Source organism: Streptomyces canus (genome assembly GCF_001514145.1).
GTDB lineage: Bacteria > Actinomycetota > Actinomycetes > Streptomycetales > Streptomycetaceae > Streptomyces > Streptomyces canus.
The window spans coordinates 73,060-87,610 of the sequence record NZ_KQ948663.1; the positions used below are offsets into that span (position 1 = coordinate 73,060).

The 14,551-nt window shown below is 71.6% G+C and carries 15 protein-coding genes; 10 read left to right on the forward strand and 5 right to left on the reverse strand.

The features are described from left to right. Positions 1-25 precede the first annotated feature (25 nt). Positions 26-541 (reverse strand): NUDIX hydrolase, encoded by a 516-nt coding sequence (locus AQJ46_RS25160; RefSeq protein ID WP_059207787.1) that lies wholly within the window; start codon positions 539-541, stop codon positions 26-28. A 76-nt stretch (positions 542-617) separates the two neighbouring features. Beyond that, the gene (locus AQJ46_RS25165; protein WP_057614393.1) at positions 618-1,511 is read right to left on the reverse strand and encodes a DMT family transporter; all 894 of its coding nucleotides are present in this window, start codon (positions 1,509-1,511) and stop codon (positions 618-620) included. Positions 1,512-1,981: 470 nt separating this feature from the next. Between AQJ46_RS25165 and AQJ46_RS25170 the strand changes: the two genes are divergently transcribed. The 4 genes from AQJ46_RS25170 (at position 1,982) to AQJ46_RS25185 (ending at position 5,938) form a co-directional block, all read left to right on the forward strand. Further along, positions 1,982-2,932 carry a hypothetical protein gene (locus AQJ46_RS25170; RefSeq protein ID WP_059207788.1) on the forward strand — a complete coding sequence of 317 codons (951 nt, stop codon included), beginning with the start codon at positions 1,982-1,984 and terminating at the stop codon, positions 2,930-2,932. A gap of 29 nt (positions 2,933-2,961) precedes the next feature. Further along, positions 2,962-4,494: an APC family permease gene (locus tag AQJ46_RS25175; protein WP_059207789.1), complete on the forward strand. Its 1,533-nt coding sequence runs from the start codon at positions 2,962-2,964 to the stop codon at positions 4,492-4,494. Positions 4,495-4,605: 111 nt separating this feature from the next. Next, the gene (locus AQJ46_RS25180) at positions 4,606-5,334 is read left to right on the forward strand and encodes a molybdopterin-dependent oxidoreductase (RefSeq protein WP_059207790.1); all 729 of its coding nucleotides are present in this window, start codon (positions 4,606-4,608) and stop codon (positions 5,332-5,334) included. Next, the gene (locus AQJ46_RS25185) at positions 5,318-5,938 is read left to right on the forward strand and encodes a cytochrome b/b6 domain-containing protein (protein ID WP_059207791.1); all 621 of its coding nucleotides are present in this window, start codon (positions 5,318-5,320) and stop codon (positions 5,936-5,938) included. The genes AQJ46_RS25180 and AQJ46_RS25185 overlap by 17 nt, the downstream gene beginning before the upstream one ends. A 31-nt stretch (positions 5,939-5,969) precedes the next feature. On the opposite strand, the gene AQJ46_RS25190 is transcribed toward AQJ46_RS25185, so the two are convergent. Both AQJ46_RS25190 and AQJ46_RS25195 read right to left on the reverse strand, forming a co-directional pair. Further along, the gene (locus AQJ46_RS25190; protein WP_057614388.1) at positions 5,970-7,367 is read right to left on the reverse strand and encodes a GntP family permease; all 1,398 of its coding nucleotides are present in this window, start codon (positions 7,365-7,367) and stop codon (positions 5,970-5,972) included. Positions 7,368-7,422: 55 nt separating this feature from the next. After that, on the reverse strand, positions 7,423-7,929 hold the full coding sequence (locus AQJ46_RS25195; protein ID WP_059207792.1) for a gluconokinase: 507 nt from the start codon (positions 7,927-7,929) through the stop codon (positions 7,423-7,425). A gap of 158 nt (positions 7,930-8,087) precedes the next feature. On the opposite strand from AQJ46_RS25195, the gene AQJ46_RS25200 reads away from it, so the two are divergent. After that, positions 8,088-8,789: a FadR/GntR family transcriptional regulator gene (locus tag AQJ46_RS25200; RefSeq protein ID WP_059207793.1), complete on the forward strand. Its 702-nt coding sequence runs from the start codon at positions 8,088-8,090 to the stop codon at positions 8,787-8,789. A 1-nt stretch (position 8,790) separates the two neighbouring features. Here AQJ46_RS25200 and AQJ46_RS25205 read toward each other — a convergent pair whose 3' ends face one another. Then, the gene (locus tag AQJ46_RS25205) at positions 8,791-9,213 is read right to left on the reverse strand and encodes a YchJ family protein (RefSeq protein ID WP_059208039.1); all 423 of its coding nucleotides are present in this window, start codon (positions 9,211-9,213) and stop codon (positions 8,791-8,793) included. Positions 9,214-9,579: 366 nt separating this feature from the next. Here AQJ46_RS25205 and AQJ46_RS25210 point away from each other — a divergent pair, with 366 nt between their 5' ends. From AQJ46_RS25210 to AQJ46_RS25230, 5 genes are read left to right on the forward strand one after another with little or no spacing between them, the layout of a single operon-like run. Then, positions 9,580-11,445 (forward strand): phage tail sheath subtilisin-like domain-containing protein, encoded by a 1,866-nt coding sequence (locus tag AQJ46_RS25210; RefSeq protein WP_059207794.1) that lies wholly within the window; start codon positions 9,580-9,582, stop codon positions 11,443-11,445. Between the two features lie 34 nt (positions 11,446-11,479). Next, positions 11,480-12,004 (forward strand): phage tail protein, encoded by a 525-nt coding sequence (locus tag AQJ46_RS25215; RefSeq protein ID WP_057614384.1) that lies wholly within the window; start codon positions 11,480-11,482, stop codon positions 12,002-12,004. Between the two features lie 32 nt (positions 12,005-12,036). Further along, complete coding sequence (locus tag AQJ46_RS25220; RefSeq protein ID WP_059207795.1) at positions 12,037-12,942, forward strand: hypothetical protein; 906 nt, start codon at positions 12,037-12,039, stop codon at positions 12,940-12,942. Beyond that, entirely contained in the window at positions 12,935-13,651 is a 717-nt protein-coding gene (locus AQJ46_RS25225) for a hypothetical protein (RefSeq protein ID WP_059207796.1), read from the forward strand. The genes AQJ46_RS25220 and AQJ46_RS25225 overlap by 8 nt, the downstream gene beginning before the upstream one ends. Positions 13,652-13,684: 33 nt before the next feature. Next, positions 13,685-14,518, forward strand: a complete 834-nt coding sequence (locus AQJ46_RS25230) for a DUF4255 domain-containing protein (RefSeq protein ID WP_059207797.1) — start codon at positions 13,685-13,687, stop codon at positions 14,516-14,518. The last annotated feature ends 33 nt before the right edge of the window (positions 14,519-14,551 follow it).

Here is a 14,551-nt window from a genome sequence, read left to right on the forward strand (position 1 = left end):
CCGGAACGACGCGGTGCGGGCCTGCTCAACCCATCGACCGGTACGCCTTGAGCCGCTCGTAGGCGGCCAGCCCGTCCGGCACCCACTCCCAGTCCCGCAGACGCAGCTCCACCTCGTCCTCCGGCAGGAAGTCGTGCCAGGCGACCTCCTCGACCTGGGGGCTGACCGGGAGCTCGCAGCGGACCTCGTAGACCGCGGACCACCAGGTCCGGCCGGCCCCGTCGTCGTAGAGGAACTTGAAGAGGAACTCCGGGCGGGGCAGCCCGCTCACGCCGAGTTCCTCCTCGGCCTCGCGCAGGGCCGCGTCGTCGTAGGACTCGCCCGCGCCGACCACTCCGCCGACGAACATGTCGTAGAGCGAGGGGAAGACCAGTTTGGTGGCTGTGCGGCGGTGGACGAAGAGGCGGCCCTCGGCGTCGGTGGCCCGGACGAAGACGCAGCGGTGGCGCAGCCCCTCGGCGTAGGCCTCGCCGCGGGGGGACTGGGCGACGACGTCGTCGTTCTCGTCGACGATGTCGAGGATCTCGTCAGCAGCGCTCATGGCCCCATCCAAGCAGCAGCGCTCAGACCTCCGTCCAAGCAGCAGCGCCCGTGCCGTCCGTCCCGGCGGGCGCGCGTCAGCTCGGCTGGAGGTCGCGCGCGGGTTCCGAGCGGGCGGCCCCGCGCGGCATCGCGGGGTGCAGCCCCAGCAGCACGATGCCCGCGACGACGGCCGCGAGTCCCAGCGCCTCCCAGGTCAGCGCGGCGGTGTCGGTGCGCAGCCGGTCGCCCAGGAAGCCCACTCCGCACAGGATCCCGGCGAGCGGCTGGGCCGCGGTCAGCGCGGGCAGCGACATCCGCAGGGGCGCGGTCTCGAACGCGCTCTGCACCAGGACGAGCCCGGTGATCCCGAGGGCCAGCACGGCGTACGGCTGCCAGCCGGTCAGCAGCTCGGCGAGGCCGCCCGCGGAGAAGCGCTGGCCGCTGACCCGGGTGAGGGCGTCCTGGACGCCGTACAGCAGACCGGCCGCCAGGGACAGCAGGACCGGGCCCGAGCTGAGGCGGGAGCGTTTGGCGTAGGTGGTGAGCAGCAGGGCGAGGCCGATCATGGCGCCGATGATCAGCCAGTGGCGGAAGGGGTCGGTGACCGCCGTACCGCCGCGTGGCTCACCCGCCACGATGAACGCGGTCACCCCGCCCGCGAGCAGCGCGAGCCCCGCCCAGCCCTGGCGGCCCAGCGGCTGCTTCGTCTGCTTGCGGGAGAGGGCCAGGGCGAAGAGGAGGTTCGTGGCGAGGAGGGGTTCGACCAGGGAGACCTCGCCGTGGCCCAGCGCGATCGCGCCGAGGACCATGCCGGCCACCATCAGGCCGATGCCGCCGAGCCAGCGCGGCACCTTCACCAGGTCGAGGAGCAGCCGGGGCGAGAGGAAGTCGCTCAGCGGGGCCTGACGGGCCGCGTTCTGCTGCAGCACAAAGCCGAAGCCCAGGCAGCAGGCAGCACTCACGGCGAGAATCAGAACCAGAACCGACACGCTTCGTACCTCGATCGTCCGGCCGGGCGGCGGGGTGGTTGTCGCCGACTGTAGCGTCCCAGCGTCCGGCTTGCCCCTGGGAGTACCCGTATCCGGGCCGTCGACTCGACCGCGTGCCGTTCTCGGCAGCGGGATTCCCGCCATGGTGCGGTGCCGGGAGGCGCGGCGCCATGGCGTACGCCACAGATGCGGGCCCTTGACCCGGTCCCACCAGCACCGCTTCGCCACAACTTCCTCTCAGGTATGGAGAGTTGACGCGTGTAATGCGCCTTCGGCTCTTGACGCAAACCATTGGCGGGCGGTTGGCTGTCCGTGATCAGTCGATGGCGGTGCGAATCGGCCCGCCGACCTGCCCACATCGACGGTCGGCCTGCCCGCATCCGCCCAGGCGCCCCTTCCGTCCCACCCCCTCCGCCTGACCCTTCCGCCCCACCCGTCACGCGTCATGTTCCGTGAGGAAAACCCACACGGTGTCCCCGCCACCGCCACCCTTCGGCCGCAGTCGAAAACGCGCCGCCCAGGCCTTCGACGCGGCCCTCGACGACGCCGAACTCATCGACGCGCGTGCCGCGTTGGCGCAGGGCAGATGGCAGGCGGCCCGGGCGCTGCTCGCCCGGACGGGTGACGAGTGGGACCGGCGCGGCCACCGGATCACGGTGCTCGCGGCCGAGCCGTACAGCGACGCCTGGGCCAGGGACTGGCTGGTGGCCGAGCCGGACTCCGGCGACGCCGCCGTACTGCTCGCCCTCGCCCTGGTCCAGCGCGTGCGGCGGGGCAAGGGAAAGCCCGCCGCCGCCCGCGAGGCCTGCCGGACCGCGGCCCGCCGCCTGCCCGCCGACCCCACCCCCTGGCTCGGCCTGCTCCTGCTGGAGCGCGACCTCGGGGCGGCGGACGAGGTGGCCGACGTCTTCGGCGAGATCCGCCAGCGGCACGCCGACCACCACCACGCCCACCATCTGATGGTCGCCCGGCTCGCCGAGCGCCGGGCCGAGGCGGGCCCCGATCCGCTGCACGAGGTCTACGACTTCGCGAACTGGGCCGCCGAGCAGGCCCCCGCCGACTCACCGCTCGCGATCCTGCCGGTCATCGCGCACGCCGAGCGCTACCGGGCCCTGGCCGCCGCCGGGCACGAGCCGCGCGACCCCGCCGTCTCCGGCCACTGGACCGGACGCCGGGCCCGGCAGGTGATGAAGTCGGCCTTCGACTGGTGGCTGGAATGGGAGCACGAGGGCCACCCCCGCCGCCTGGTCGACCTCAACTTCCTCGCCCACGCGAAGGTCTGCGAGGGCCGCGGCGCCGAGGCCGCCGCCCTCTTCCACCGCATCGGCGAACACCCCACCCCGGCCCCCTGGTCCTATCCGGACCACGAGCCGTACTCCGCCTTCCTTGCCGCCCGCGACAGCGCGCTCGGCACGGTGTAGCACCCCCGAACCCCAGAAGGACGGTCCCCATGGCCACCGAGAGTTCCAGCAAGAGCAGACCAGAGATCAGTACGTTCAAGGGGCAGGACCGCGCGCTGCGCGCCGGCCGCCTCGGCACCGGAGGCCTGCTGCTCTCCGTCCTCGCCGCGACCGCCCCCCTCATGGTCGTCGCGGGTGTCATGCCCACCACATTCGCGGTGATGGGGATCGTCGGCCAGCCCCTGCTCTTCGTCGTCCTCGGTGTCGTCCTCGTGCTGTTCAGCGTCGGCTACGCAGAGATGAGCCGGCACGTTCACAACGCCGGCGCCTTCTACGCCTACATCTCCCGCGGCCTCGGCGGCACCGCCGGGGCGAGCGCGGCCCTTGTCGCCCTGGTCGCCTACAACGCCCTCCAGGTGGGCATCTACGGCATCTTCGGCTTCGAGGTCTCCGGGCTGTTCGCCACCTACGCCGACCTGTCGGTGGCCTGGTGGATACCGGCGCTGGCGGCCGCCCTGGTCGTCGGCGCGCTGGGCTGGCTGAAGATCGACGTCAACGCGCGCGTGCTCGGCGTCCTGCTCATCGTCGAGGTCGTCCTGGTCGTCATCTTCGACATCGCAGCCGTCTCCGACCCGGCCGCCCAGGGCCTGTCCCTGCACGCCTTCAACCCGGACACCCTCAGCGGCGCCGGCGTCGGCACCGCCCTGTGCTTCTGCATCGCCGCCTTCACCGGCTTCGAGCAGGCTCCCGTCTACGCCGAGGAGACCAGCCGCCCGCATGTGCTCGTCCCGCGCGTGATGTTCCTCGCCGTCGGCGGTGTCGCCGTGTTCTTCGCGCTCAGCAGCTGGGCCCTCACCGTTGCCACCGGACCCTCGGCCATCGTCGGCGAGGCCCAGAAGCAGAGCGCGGGACTGCTCTTCGGCCTCACCGAGGACCGCCTCGGCACCACCTTCACCGACGTGCTGCACTTCCTCTTCGTGACCGGCATGTTCGCGGCCCTGCTCAGCTTCCACAACGTCGTCGCCCGCTACGCCTTCGCCATGGGCCGCGAGGGCCTGCTGCCCGCCGCCTTCGGCCGCACGAACAGCGCCAGCGGCGCGCCCGGCACCGGCTCGCTCCTCCAGACGGCCGTGTCCGTCGTGGTCATCGCCGTCTTCGCGTTCGCCGACGACAAGCCCACGGGCGATCCGACCGTGCCGGTCCTGCACCTGTTCACCTGGTTCGGCAACGTCGGCTCCCTCGGCGTGATCCTGCTGATGGCGGCCGCCTCCGCCTCCGTGGTCGTGTTCTTCGTGCGCCGCGGCGCGGCGGGCGCCCAGGCGTGGCGGCTGATCACCTCGGCCCTCGCGGGGATCGCCTTGCTGGTGATCGCCGTCTACACGGTGAAGGACTTCGACGTCCTGGTCGGCGCGGGCCCGGGATCCTCGCTGAGCTGGGTGCTGCCGGGCATCATCGGGCTCGCCGTGGTGGTGGGCCTGGCGCAGGGGCTGCTCCTGCGGGCCCGCAAGCCCGAGGAGCACGCCCGGATCGGGCTCGGCAACGAGGCGTTCCAACTGGAGAAGGCGGCGGGCGAGGCGTCCTAGACCTCCGCGAACCGGACGCTCGCCGAGATCCGGGTGAGAAGTGGTTACGGAAGTCTGACGAGCACCCGCGATTCCTGGTCCCACAGGCCTCGCGGGTGTTCGAATGAGGAGGTGAACTCCGAACAGCCCGAGGAGCAGCGCGGAACGCCGATCGGCCGCCGTGTCCTCCTCGGCACCCTCGGCCTGGGCGCGCTCGGCGTGGTCGCCGCGCCCACCCTGCAACGCGGCCTGGAGGCCTTCCTGGGCAGCGCCGCCGACAAGGACCCCACCGGTCTGACAGGACTGCTCCCCAACGGCGGCGGCTTCCGCTACTACTCGGTGACCTCGTCCGTGCCGCACAAGGACGCCGAGAACTACGAGCTCAAGATCGACGGTCTGGTCTCGCGCCCGCGGACGTACACCCTGGCCGACCTGCGGGCGCTGCCCCAGACCCGGATGGTCAAGGACGTGCAGTGCGTGACGGGCTGGCGGGTCCCGGACACGCCGTTCGAAGGCGTACGGCTGTCCCGGCTGCTGGACGCCGCCGGGGTGACCGCCAAGGCGGGCGCCGTCCGCTTCACCTGCTTCGACGGGGCGTACTCCGAGAGCCTCACCCTCGACCAGGCCCGCCGTTCGGACGTCCTGGTGGCCCTGCGTATGCAGGACAAGGACATCGGCCACTCCCACGGCGGCCCGGTCCGCCTCTACGTGGCCCCCATGTACTTCTACAAGTCGGCCAAGTGGCTGTCCGGCATCACCGTCACGGAGGACGTGGAACCGGGCTACTGGGAGGACCGGGGCTACGACGTGGACGCCTGGGTGGGCCGATCGAACGGGCGGGACGATGACCCTACGAGCTGACGCCCCACCGCAGGCACATGTCCGGCGCTTCGGGCGCAGCCAGAAGTGGGTCCACCGCGCGACCGCCGCGCTGATGGGTATCTGCGTGGTGACGGCGGCCTGCCTCTACCTCCCCCAGCTCGCCGAACTCGTCGGCCGCCGTGAGCTGGTGGTCCGCGTCCACGAGTGGGCGGGCCTGGCCCTGCCGGTACCCGTCCTGGTGGGCCTGGTCTCCCGCGCCTTCCGCGCCGACCTGGGCTTCCTGAACCGCTTCGGCCCGCACGACCGGGTCTGGCTGCGTTCTGCGCTGCGCCGCGACAAGCGCCGGGCGGCCCGTCCCGCGGGCAAGTTCAACGCGGGTCAGAAGGTCTACGCCGCCTGGATCGCGGGCGCGAGCCTGGTCATGCTCGGCACGGGCCTGCTGATGTGGTTCACCCACCTCACGCCGATCCAGTGGCGCACCAGCGCGACCTTCGTCCACGACTGGCTGGCCCTGTCGATCGGCATCGTCCTGGCGGGCCACATCGGCATGGCGCTGGGCGATCCGGAGGCGAGGCGGGGGCTCAGGACCGGGGAAGTGAGCCGGGAGTGGGCGGAACGCGAACACCCCCTGTGGCGGCCGTAGGCCGACAGGGGGCGCCGCAGCCGCCGTACGCCTAGATGACCAGCGAGAGCAGCAGGACCAGACCGCCCGCGAACACCGAGATGATCGTCTCCATGATCGACCAGGTCTTGATGGTCTGGCCGACGTCCAGGCCGAAGTACTCCTTGACCAGCCAGAACCCGGCGTCGTTGACGTGGCTGAAGAAGAGGGAGCCGGCGCCGATGGCGAGGACGAGCAGGGCCGTGTGGGTCGTCGACATGTTCTCGGCGAGCGGGGCGACCAGCCCTGCCGCGGAGACCGTGGCCACTGTCGCGGAGCCGGTCGCGAGACGGATCGCGACCGCGATCAGCCAGGCGAGGAGCAGGGCCGGTATGGACCAGTCCTCGGATATCTCCAGGATCATCTGACCCACCCCGGAGTCGATCAGGGTCTGTTTGAAGCCGCCGCCCGCTCCGACGATCAGCAGGATGCCGGCGATGGGCGCGAGGCCCTTCTCGATGAGCGGGGTGAGGCGCTCCTTGCCGAAGCCGGCGGGGCGCAGCAGCGTGAAGATGCCCACGAGCACCGAGGCCAGCAGGGCGATCAGCGGGGAGCCGACGACGTCGAAGACGCGCTGCCCGGTGTTGTCGGGATCGTCGATCACGATGTCGACCAGCGCCTTGGAGAGCATCAGGACGACCGGAAGGAGGATCGTGGCGAGGGTGGCCCCGAAGCCCGGGCGCTTCTCCAGGTCCTCCGAGGCACGCTGGGGGATCATCCGGTCCGGCGCCGGGACGTCCACCCAGCGGGCCGCGACCTTCGAGAACAGCGGGCCGGCGACGATCACCGTCGGTATGGCCACCAGCACGCCGAGCGCGAGCGTCACACCGAGGTTGGCCTGCACCGCGTCGATCGCGACCAGGGGGCCGGGGTGCGGCGGGACCAGGCCGTGCATCACGGAGAGACCGGCGAGGGCCGGGATGCCGATGCGCATCAGGGAGTAGTTGCCGCGCTTGGCGACCATCAGCACGACCGGGATCAGCAGCACGACGCCGACCTCGAAGAACAGCGGCAGACCGATGACGGAGGCGATCAGAACCATCGCCCACGGCATCGAACGGCCGCCCGCCTTCGCGAGGATCGTGTCGACGATCTGGTCGGCGCCGCCCGAGTCGGCGAGCATCTTGCCGAGGATCGCACCGAGGGCGATCAGCACGCCGACACCGGCGACGGTGGTGCCGAGGCCGGTGGTGAAGCTGGTGATGGCCTTGTCGAGCGGCGCTCCTGCGACCGCCCCGAGCACGAGCGTGCCCAGGGTCAGCGCCAGGAAGGCGTGGAGCCTGAACTTGGTGATGAGCAGGACGATGACGGCGATGCCCGCCAGTACGGCGATGCCCAGCTGAGCGTGACCGGCCGAGGTGATCGGCTCCGGTGCGTCCGCTGCCAGCATCTCGACGCTGAGTCTGGTCACGGGGGTCCCTTGCAGGTACGGGGATGTTCTTCGGAAAGGGGGATGAAAAGGGGTGTTACGGGAGCTCGGCGAGCGCCTTCACGGCCCGCCCGGTGATCTCCTCCGGGCTGCCGGAGACGTCCACCACGACCCCGGCCTCGTCCTCCTGGAGGGGCTGGAGCGTGGCGAACTGCGAGTCCAGCAGTGCGGTGGGCATGAAGTGCCCCTGCCGGTGCGACATCCGGTCCTCGATGAGGGAGCGGTCGCCCGCCAGGTGCACGAAGACGACCCCGGGCGCCTCGGCCCGCAGCCGGTCGCGGTACGACCGCTTCAGCGCCGAGCAGCTGACCACCCCGCCGAGCTCCGCCCGCCCGTGCGCCCAGGAGCCGATGGCGTCCAGCCACGGCCGGCGGTCCTCGTCGGTGAGCGGAGTCCCGGCCGACATCTTGGCGATGTTGGCCGGCGGGTGGAAGTCGTCGCCCTCGGCGTACGGAACGCCGAGCCGGGCCGCGAGCAGGGGACCGATGGTGGTCTTCCCGGTGCCCGCGACGCCCATGACCACGACGACCTTCGGGGTACTCATCGCTGCCTCACTGTCTGCGTGTCGTCCTCGGCATCTGATGCCGACTCATGCCGACTGATGCACACGCAACTGAAACCGATTAGGTACGACGAATTCAAGAGGCTGTGATGAATAAGTCTGACTTTTTCTTGGTGTGACACGCCCCGTACTCTGAGTGCATGAGCACATCGGGCCGGGGGCTGCACGGCCGCGTACTGGAAACCCTCGGCCCCGCCATCACAGCGGGCGACTACCCGCCCGGCAGCGTCCTGCGCACGGACGAACTGGCCCAACGCTTCGACGTCTCACGCTCGGTGATGCGCGAGGCGGTCCGGGTCCTGGAGTCGATGCACCTGGTCGAGTCCCGTCGTCGCGTGGGCGTGACGGTCCGCCCCAAGGCCGAGTGGAACGTCTACGACCCCCAGGTCATCCGCTGGCGGCTGGCCGGCTCCGACCGGCCGCACCAGCTGCGCTCACTGACCGTGCTGCGCTCGGCGATCGAGCCGGTGGCGGCGGGCCTCGCCGCGAAGCACGCGACCCCCGAGCAGTGCGCCGAACTCACCGCGTGCGCGCTCGGCATGGTCGCCAACTCCAAGGGCCACCGCCTCGAGGGCTACCTCTTCCACGACATCGCCTTCCATCGCGTGATCCTCAACGCCTCCGGCAACGAGATGTTCGCCCGCCTCGGTGACGTGGTCGCCGAGGTCCTCACCGGCCGTACCCGCCACGAGGTCATGTTCGAGGACCCCGCCCCGGCGGCCGTCACCCTCCATGTCCGGCTCGCCGAGGCGATCCGCGAGGGCGACGCGACGCACGCGGAGGAACTGACCCGCGAGATCGCGGAGGGCGCCCTCCAGGAGCTGGACATACTCGCGCCGTAGGTCAGTCGAGGAACTCCCCGTCGACGTACACCCAGGCTCCGTCGACGCGCTCGAAACGGCTGCGCTCGTGCAGGGAGCCGCCCTTGAAGGACGCGCGGAACGTCACCGTGCCCATGCCGTGGAACGCCGAGCCGTCGGTCGTGCCGAGGATCTCCAGGCCGGTCCAGCGCATACCGGGGTCGAGATCGACGCCCGGCGGCCGGGTCCGCGGGTGCCATGTGCGCAAGAGATACGCCTCGTCGCGCTTCACGAAGGCGCTGTAGCGCGAACGCATCAGCGCCTCCGGGGTTGGCGCGGCGGCCGCACCCCGGTGGAATCGGCCACAGCAGGCCTCGTACGTCTCCTCAAGACCGCAAGGGCAGGAGGGCTGGTGGGCGGGGCCGGAGGTGGTAGGAGGCCGGAGATGCGAGGTACGTCGGGGCATGACCACCATTCTGCTAGAACATCGCCTGTGCAAGATCTGTGAAGCGCCTGTTGTGACACGCGCACATCGTGTGCGAGTCGCGCGCGGCGCCCTCCACCGAACCTCCCTCAGGGCTGGCGTGAACCCGCCTTGCAGGGTCAACTCCCGACCCTCCACGGTGGGTTGAGCACTTGAGCATCAGGAGTCACAAGCGTGCGTGCTTGACCCGGACGGCCGTCCGTCCGGGTGCTGACGGGGGAAAACTGATGCGGTTCCGTGGACCGACGCGCCTTCGCGCGCCGGAGACCGCCGCGTGCCGCGCCGAACCCTCCCTCTTCCGTCTCTTGGTGCCCGTCGATCGGTGCCCGAAAAGGGATTGGAGGGGGAATGCCGACGAATGCAATGAGCGCCGCCAGGCCGACGTATCCCGGCGTCCAAGTCGAAGAGCTTCCCAGCAGCACCCGCACCATCTCCGCCGTGACCACGTCGGTGACCGCCTTCGTGGGACACACCCGGCGCGGTCCGCTCAACGAGCCTGTACGAGTCACCGGGTTCTCCGAGTTCGAGCGCCGCTTCGGGGGCTTGAGCTCGCAGAGCGCCCTCGCCTACGCGGTCCACCAGTTCTTCGGCAACGGCGGCTCCGTCGCCGTCATCGTCCGGGTCGCCAAGTCCGGCAGCGGCAAGGCCGCCCGCGTGGCCCTCGAGTCCACCGAGGGCCACAGCGAGAGCCGCGTCCTCGAAGTCCACGCCAAGGAACCCGGCGGGTGGGGCAACGGCCTGCGCGTCGCCGTGGACTACGACACCCCCCGCCCCGACGAGACCTTCAACCTGCGGGTCTACGACGCCAAGGGCGACGCCCGCGAGAGCTTCACCGGTCTGTCCATGGACGAGACGGGTGGCCGGTACGCGCCGACCGTGATCAACGCCGGCTCGCGGCTGATCCGCGTCGAGGCCGTCGGCGAGGGCCGCCCCGACCCTTCGGGCACCGTCTCCAAGCCCTTCGGGCACGAACTGCCGGACCTGGCCGTCGACCTGACGGTGAAAATTGGTGACGTCGAGCGGGAGTTCACACTCCACGACCCGGACTGCGACGGCGAAGCCCCTTCGTCCGTGGCCGAGTTGGCGCTCCTGCTGGAGCGCAAGCTGCGGGCACTGCCAGACGCGCCCGGCAAGCACGCCTTCGCGGGTGTCGAAGTCATCGCCTTCGGGCGGCGGTTGCAGGTCGTCGCCGGGTCCACCGACCCCGACGACGTGGTCCGCTTCCTCGGCGAGTGCGCCAACGACCTGGGCCTGGAGGCCTCCGTCAACTCGCCGGTCTTCCCGCTGGAAGGCGGCGAGGACGGCGAGGCGCCGGGCCCGCGCGATCTCATCGGCTCCGAGACAGACAAGACCGGCATCCAGGCCCTGCGCGGGGTGGCCGACGTCAACCTGCTGGCCCTGCCGGAGCTCGCGGCCTACGAGAACACCGAGGACGTCCTCACCGTCGTCTCGGCGGCCCAGCGGCTCGCCGAGGAGCGGCGGTTCTTCCTGCTGGTCGACGCGCCCAGCACCTGGGTGAGCGTCGACACCGCGCGGGCCGGGCTCGCCGCCTTCGACGCCGTCCGCGGCAACCACGCCGGCCTGTACTTCCCGCACCTCCAGCTCACCGACCCGCTCACCGGGCGGCTGCGGTCCTTCCCGCCCTCCGGCGCGGTCGCGGGCGTCATCGCGCGCACCGACTCCGAGCGCGGCGTGTGGAAGGCGCCGGCCGGCACGGAGGCGCAGCTCGTCGGAGTGCGCTCGCTCGCCGTCGACCTGACGGACCGTGAGACCGGGCTACTCAACCCGCTCGGCGTCAACTGCCTGCGCACCTTCCCCGTCACCGGCCCGCTGGTGTGGGGCGCGCGCACCCTGGAGGGATCCGACGCCCTCGACAGCGCGTGGAAGTACGTACCGGTCAGGCGGCTCGCGCTGCATGTCGAGGAGAGCCTCCAACGCGGCCTCCAGTGGGTCGTGTTCGAGCCCAACGACGAGAGCCTGTGGCAGCAGATCCGGCTGTCCGCCTCCTCGTACCTGCACACCCTCTTCCGCCAGGGCGCCTTCAAGGGCAGCACCCCGCGCGAGGCGTACTTCGTCAAGTGCGACAGCGAGACCACCACCGCCGAGGACGTCGAGAACGGCGTCGTCAACGTCCTGGTGGGCATCGCGCCGGTCAGGCCGGCCGAGTTCGTCGTCGTCAAGATCCAGCAGACGTCGGGGCAGTTCGCGCTCTAGCGGCCCTTGAATCATGGAGAGCTGAAGGAATCCGATGGCTGAGTTCACGGTCAACGCGCATCGATTCGACCCCTACAAGAACTTCAAGTTCCTTGTGCTGTGGGACGGTCGGACGGTCGCCGGCATCAGCAAGATCAGTCCGCTGAAGCGGACCACCGAGGTCGTCAAGCACCGGCACGGCGGCGACCCCTCCTCCCCGCGCAAGTCGCCGGGCCGCTCCGAGTTCGAGGGCATCACCCTGGAGCGCGGGGTCACCCACGACCCCGAGTTCGACCGCTGGGCCAACAAGGTCTGGCAGGTCGGCGCAGGTCTCGGCTCGGAGGTCTCCCTCGCCGACTTCCGCAAGGACATCGTCGTCCAGGTCCTCAACGAGGCCGGACAGGTCGCCGTCTCGCACAAGCTCTACCGGACCTGGCCCAGCGAGTACCAGGTCCTCGGCGAGCTGGACGCCAACGCCAACGCGGTGGCCATCCAGTCGCTGAAGCTCGAGTGCGAGGGCTGGGAGCGGGACTACGAGGTACCTGAGCCGGAGGAGCCCTCGTTCCTCAACCCGGCGTGAACTGACGGAAGGTGCTGGAATCGGGGGCGGAGATGGCGATCACCGGGGCGGCCGAGCTGCTGGCCGCCTGGGAGGCGGGGCTCGGCGAGCCGGCGACCGGGCGGGCACTGCTGCTGCACCGCACGGCACGGCCGGACGTGGCGGCGGGGCGGCTGCCGGTCCTGCCGGTGGGCGAGCGCGAGGCGGACCTGTTCGCGCTGCGCCGGGCACTGTTCGGCGAGCGGATGCAGGTACGGCTGGAGTGCGCCGCGTGCGGGGCGGACATGGAGTTCGACCTGGACGCGGGGGAGCTGGCGCGGTCACTGGGCGGGCGGACGGGCGGGGCATTCGGGTCCTCGGCCGGCGGCGACGGCATGGCCGCCGGGTCCGGTGATGTCGCGGACGGGATCGCCGCCTCCGTGGCCGCGGTCGACAGCGCCGCGGAGAGCGACGGGTTCGCGGGCGGACCTGATGGTTCCGCCCCCGGCGCCGGTGACTCCTCGGCGGCCGGCCCCGGTTCCGTCGTCCGGGTCCGGCAGGACGGCTGGGACGTCGAGTTCAGGCTGCCCGGAGTCGGTGACCTCGCGGCGGCGGCCCGCTCCGGTGACCCGCGTGCGGCGCTGCTCGCCCGGTGTCTGGTCTCGGCGGTGCGCGACGGGGCCGCCGTGTCCGGAGCCGACCTGCCCGCCGCCGTCCAGCACAGGATCGCCGAGGCGGTCGAGGCGGCCGACCCGGGCGCCGATCTGACGCTCAACGTGGCCTGCCCGGAGTGCGGGCAGGCCACCCGGGCCGAACTCGACATCGCCTCCTACCTGTGGACCGAACTGGACTCCTGGGCCCGGGACGTACTGCTCGACGTCCATCTGCTCGCCACCGCCTACGGCTGGAGCGAGCCGGAGATCCTGGCGCTCAGCCCCACGCGGCGCCGCTACTACCTGGAGCTGTGCGCGGATGTCTGACTCCCCGGCCCACGAGGGGCCCGACTTTCTCGACCGGCTGATCGCCCGGCACACGGCACCCGGACCGGCGGCGATGCGCGTACGGCCACGGCTGCCCGGACCCTTCGAGCGGATCGAGGCGGTCCGGGCCGCCACGGCGGCCCCCGACGAGGACACACTGCTGTGGCCCTCGGCCACGCCTTCGGCCTCACCGCCGGCACAGGCGCCCCGTCCGGCCATCGCGCCGACGCGCACGCACACCGAACGGGAGCGGACCGTCGTACGGGAGACACGGGCGCCGGAGCAGCCGACCCCGCGTCCGTCGGAGGCGGCGGCCCGCACCGAGCCGCCGCTGCTGCGGCCCGCCGTCCCCGTGGCGCCGCAGCCGCTGCCGGACGCCGTGCGGCGCGCGCCGGGCCGTGGACGGGCGGAGCCGTTGCGGACCACGGCGACCGGGACCGTTCGCCCGGGCATGGACACCGCCCCGGCCGTCGTGGCCGTGGCGCCGCGGCCCGGTACCGCCGACACGACGGCGGCCCGGGACTCCGTACGGCAGGCCGCGGCACGGCGTCCGGGCCGGGCCGCCGAGCAGGTCGTCCAGGTGCAGATCGGACGCCTGGAGGTGACCGCGGCCCCCGGAGTACCGGAGAAGGGCCCACGCCGGGGCGCCGCGCAGCGCCCCGGAGCGACCGTGAGCCTGGCCGACTACCTGGCACGGGGGCGCGAGTGAGCGGTACGACGAGAGAACCGAGGAACTGACGTCATGAGCAACGCACTGGCCATCGCCCATGTCACCCAGGCCCTCGCCCTGTTGATCGAGAACAACGTCGGGCCGGAGTTCGGCGAGGCCGTCAAGGTCGAGCCGCGCAAGCCGCCGGCCGATCCGCAGCTGGAGCAGCCGACGGTCTCGGTGTTCCTCTACCAGGTCACGCCCAACACCTCGCAGCGCAACAACGATCTGCCGACCCGCGCGGCCGACGGCACGCTGGTCAAACGGCCCGCTGCGGCGCTCGATCTGCACTACCTGATCAGCGCGTACGGCGACGAGAGGGAACTGGTCGGGCAGCGGCTGATCGGCTCCGTGGTGCGCACGCTCCACGAGATCCCGATCCTGCCGAAGGACGTCGTCGAACAGGCCGGTGAGCGGCCGTACCTGGCGGGCAGCGACCTCGTCGAGGCGGCGCAGCGGGTGCGGTTCACGCCGACGGTGATGGACGTCGACGAGACGTCGAAGCTGTGGGGGATGCTCTACCAGACGCCCTACGCGCTGTCCGTGGTCTACCAGGCGGCGCTCGTCCTCATCGACGGCCGGGAGAGCCCGGTGCCGGGCAGGCCGGTGGAGCGGCGCGAAGTACGGGTGCTGCCATTCGGCGCGCCTGGTGCGCCGGTCCCGCCGGGAGCTGAGCCCAAGGATGACGCAGCGTCAAGTGAAGCCGCTTCCGCGGAAGTTGTGCACGAGAAGGCGGACCCGCCCGCCGCGACGCCGGCCAAGAAGGCGGCGAAGGCCCCGGCGAAGACGGTCGCGAAAACCCCGGCCAAGACCCCGGCGCGTCCGCGCAAGGCAGCGCCCCGGGCCGCCAAGCCCGCGCAGGAGTGACACGGCATGGAGACGACGGGGGCAGGTGAGGAC

Bases quoted from the DNA above. Each gene is read 5' to 3' on its own strand.
- AQJ46_RS25205 (WP_059208039.1), bottom strand. From the start codon at position 9,213: ATGCCCCGACGTACCTCGCATCTCCGGCCTCCTACCACCTCCGGCCCC.
- AQJ46_RS25185 (WP_059207791.1), top strand. From the start codon at position 5,318: ATGACCCTACGAGCTGACGCCCCACCGCAGGCACATGTCCGGCGCTTC.
- AQJ46_RS25215 (WP_057614384.1), top strand. From the start codon at position 11,480: ATGGCTGAGTTCACGGTCAACGCGCATCGATTCGACCCCTACAAGAAC.
- AQJ46_RS25160 (WP_059207787.1), bottom strand. From the start codon at position 541: ATGAGCGCTGCTGACGAGATCCTCGACATCGTCGACGAGAACGACGAC.
- AQJ46_RS25225 (WP_059207796.1), top strand. From the start codon at position 12,935: ATGTCTGACTCCCCGGCCCACGAGGGGCCCGACTTTCTCGACCGGCTG.
- AQJ46_RS25175 (WP_059207789.1), top strand. From the start codon at position 2,962: ATGGCCACCGAGAGTTCCAGCAAGAGCAGACCAGAGATCAGTACGTTC.
- AQJ46_RS25200 (WP_059207793.1), top strand. From the start codon at position 8,088: ATGAGCACATCGGGCCGGGGGCTGCACGGCCGCGTACTGGAAACCCTC.
- AQJ46_RS25220 (WP_059207795.1), top strand. From the start codon at position 12,037: ATGGCGATCACCGGGGCGGCCGAGCTGCTGGCCGCCTGGGAGGCGGGG.
- AQJ46_RS25210 (WP_059207794.1), top strand. From the start codon at position 9,580: ATGCCGACGAATGCAATGAGCGCCGCCAGGCCGACGTATCCCGGCGTC.
- AQJ46_RS25230 (WP_059207797.1), top strand. From the start codon at position 13,685: ATGAGCAACGCACTGGCCATCGCCCATGTCACCCAGGCCCTCGCCCTG.
- AQJ46_RS25195 (WP_059207792.1), bottom strand. From the start codon at position 7,929: ATGAGTACCCCGAAGGTCGTCGTGGTCATGGGCGTCGCGGGCACCGGG.